The 2776-nt window shown below is 70.0% G+C and carries 4 protein-coding genes and 1 pseudogene; 3 read left to right on the top strand and 2 right to left on the bottom strand.

The window, feature by feature from the left end:
- Nucleotides 1-233 (top strand): annotated as a pseudogene (locus KBX53_RS28600) (anti-sigma regulatory factor); the annotation flags it as partial.
- Between the two features lie 22 nt (nucleotides 234-255).
- Here KBX53_RS28600 and KBX53_RS28595 read toward each other — a convergent pair.
- Nucleotides 256-645 carry a hypothetical protein gene (locus KBX53_RS28595; protein WP_210862675.1) on the bottom strand — a complete coding sequence of 130 codons (390 nt, stop codon included), beginning with the start codon at nucleotides 643-645 and terminating at the stop codon, nucleotides 256-258.
- A gap of 43 nt (nucleotides 646-688) precedes the next feature.
- Between KBX53_RS28595 and KBX53_RS28590 the strand changes: the two genes are divergently transcribed.
- Both KBX53_RS28590 and KBX53_RS28585 read left to right on the top strand, forming a co-directional pair.
- Nucleotides 689-1639: a diacylglycerol kinase family protein gene (locus KBX53_RS28590; protein WP_030336678.1), complete on the top strand. Its 951-nt coding sequence runs from the start codon at nucleotides 689-691 to the stop codon at nucleotides 1637-1639.
- A gap of 447 nt (nucleotides 1640-2086) precedes the next feature.
- Nucleotides 2087-2344, top strand: a complete 258-nt coding sequence (locus KBX53_RS28585) for a WhiB family transcriptional regulator (protein ID WP_007072794.1) — start codon at nucleotides 2087-2089, stop codon at nucleotides 2342-2344.
- Between the two features lie 130 nt (nucleotides 2345-2474).
- On the opposite strand, the gene KBX53_RS28580 is transcribed toward KBX53_RS28585, so the two are convergent.
- Nucleotides 2475-2776: CbiX/SirB N-terminal domain-containing protein (locus tag KBX53_RS28580; protein WP_305797982.1), on the bottom strand; the 302-nt coding region annotated here is incomplete at its 5' end.

The following is a 2776-nucleotide window of genomic DNA, read 5'->3' as shown; positions in this document are numbered from 1 at the left end:
CCATGCTGCTCGCCATCGCCACCCGCGACGCCGAGCTGGAGTGCCGTTTCGCGGTCACCGAGGACGCGCTCACCGTCGAGGTGACAGTGCCGACCGTGCGCGGTGCCACCCTGCCCGCCGAGTCGTCCTTCGCCTGGAAGGTGCTCACCGCGCTGACCACGTCGGCGTCCGCCACGTCGGCCGACGGCCGGGCCACGATCGCGCTGCTCACCCGCCGCTCCGGCGGCTACTGACCGACCCGGCCCACCCTGGCGGTCACTGGAAGCCGAGGGCACGGGTCGTCGGGGGGCAGACCAGCAGCCAGCCCACGCCCAGGCCGAGCGCCATCAGCGGCACGCCCAGCCAGCCCAGCCCTGCCTGGATCATGAACCAACCGATCGGCAGCAGCATCAGCTGAAGCACGATGGCGGGGGCGCGTGCGCCCGCCTGACGGCGCAGCAGCGCGCGTCCCAGCGCCCAGAGCACGACGGCCGCGCCGATGGCGAACCCGGTCACCAGCAACGCCGCCAGCAGGTCGGTGCGGGTGGCGGTGAGGTCGGCCCAGATCAGCCAGACGGCGATCAGCCCGACGACTGCCGCCTCTGCCCACAGCAGCCGGACCGCCCAGCGGAGCGTGACGGGGATCGGGTCCGAGTCGATGGTCACGCGCGCCACGATACCCGGGCTGCCGGCAGGTACAGTGCCGCCCATGCGGGCCGTCCTGGTGGTCAATCCGAAGGCCACCACCACCAGCGAACGCAGCCGGGACGTGCTTGTCCGGGCGCTGCGCAGCGAAGTCGATCTCAGCGTGCGCTACACCCGTCGGCGCGGGCACGCCGTGGCGCTCGCCCGGGAGGCAGCCGCGGAGGGGGTCGACCTGGTCGTCACCCTGGGTGGCGACGGCACGGTGAACGAGGTGGTGAACGGCCTGATGACGGCCGAGCCGCCGACCCGCGCCGGTGATGCGCCGATGGCCGAGCGACTGCCCGCGCTGGCCACCGTCCCCGGCGGTTCGACAAACGTGTTCGCCCGCGCGGTGGGGCTGCCCCGGGAGTGGCCGGAGGCGACCAGCATGATCCTGGAGGGGCTGCGGCTGGGCCGCAGCCGGACGGTGGGGCTGGGCCGCGCCGACGACCGCTACTTCACCTTCTGCGCCGGGTTCGGCCTGGACGCCGCGGTGATCCACCGGGTGGAGCAGGCCCGGCGCAAGGGGCGGGTGTCCACGCCGTCGCTCTACCTGCGTTCGATCATGAACCAGTATTTCCTCGCCTCGGACCGGCGGCACCCGGCGATCGTCCTGGAGCGCCCGGGCGAGCCGGCGGAGGCCGAGCTGGCCACCGTCATCATCCAGAACACTGCCCCGTGGACGTACCTGGGCGACCGGGAGGTCAACCCGAACCCGGAGGCGTCGTTCGATCTCGGGCTGGATGTACTGGCGTTGCGTCAGCTCCGGGTGGCTAGCACAACACGGACAGTGACGCAGTTCCTGTCCCGGCAACCGAATCCACGCGGTCGTCAGGTGTTACGACTCCATGACACGGCGGAGTTCACCCTGGTCTCCAGCCGCCCGCAGGCGTTCCAGCTGGACGGGGACTATCTCGGCGAGCGGGAGAAAGTCAGATTCACCTCCGTTCCGGCCGCACTGAGAGTAATCTGCTAGGTCTCGGGTACCACAGTTGGTCGACACGGTGGCCACAACCGATCGGCCGGGTCGCCGCCACACCGAGGGGCAGGTGCCGGAAATGTCAGCAATGTCACGCGGACTGTACTATATTGATCCTCGACTGTGGCACGCCGGGTAACCAGGAAAGCGCGGAAACCCGGACAAACGGGTTGTGGGCTTGCTCACCGCCCGGAGTTTTTCCGAGCGTCACCCTTGACATCACGACTGTTCGTGAAAGTATTCACAAGCGAACTTGAGTTACCGGGACATTGCCTGGATATGCTCGTCAGGTTGAGCTGTTCCAGCAGGTCCCCGGCACTAACTGCCTGCTCACGCACTGCCGAATGGACGAACGCTAACTGTCACCTCGGCACTGCGGATGCATATAGGGAAAGCACGACAAGCAATATTTGCCACCCATCCAGAATGAGGAGTGTTGCCGCCATGGACTGGCGTCACCATGCTGTCTGCCGCGACGAGGACCCGGAGCTGTTCTTCCCGATTGGGACGTCCGGACCGGCTCTCCTGCAGGTCGAGCAGGCCAAGGCCGTCTGCAGGCGCTGCTCCGTGACCGACCAGTGCCTGCAGTGGGCACTCGAGTCTGGTCAGGACGCCGGCGTCTGGGGCGGAATGAGCGAGGAGGAGCGGCGCGCTGTCAAGCGGCGCGGCGGTCTCCGGGTGCTGCGCGCTCACTCCGCCTGATCCCCAACGACACAGCTGTACGCCCCGGTGGGTTCGCCCACCGGGGCGTTCCGCTGTCCGGCACCGGGCCGGCACCGGATCAGCCCCGTCGAGGCCGGCACCGGATCAGCCCGTCCAGGCCGGCACGGGTTCAGCCCGTCGACGCCAGCACGGGCCGATCGTCGACCCGGCGCAGCACCAACTCGACCAGCTCCGGCGCGTCGGTCAACGGCGCGGCAACCACCACCGCACCCGCCGCCCCGGCCGCCTCGGCCACCGCGTCATGGAACAACCCCGGCGCCAGGAAGTACGCGGACACCGCGACCCGCCGCGCGCCGGACGCCCGCAACCGGGACACCGCCACGCCGGCCGCCGGTGGAGCCGCCGACGCGTACGCCACCCGGCAGGGCACCCCGAACTCCACGCCGAGCGCATCGGCAACCCGGCCCACCG

The organism is Micromonospora sp. M51, from assembly GCF_018070305.1.
GTDB classification, from domain to species: Bacteria; Actinomycetota; Actinomycetes; order Mycobacteriales; family Micromonosporaceae; genus Micromonospora; species Micromonospora parva.
This window is presented reverse-complemented; position numbering and strand designations above follow the sequence as displayed.

Bases quoted from the DNA above. Each gene is read 5' to 3' on its own strand.
- KBX53_RS28590 (WP_030336678.1), top strand. From the start codon at position 689: ATGCGGGCCGTCCTGGTGGTCAATCCGAAGGCCACCACCACCAGCGAA.
- KBX53_RS28585 (WP_007072794.1), top strand. From the start codon at position 2,087: ATGGACTGGCGTCACCATGCTGTCTGCCGCGACGAGGACCCGGAGCTG.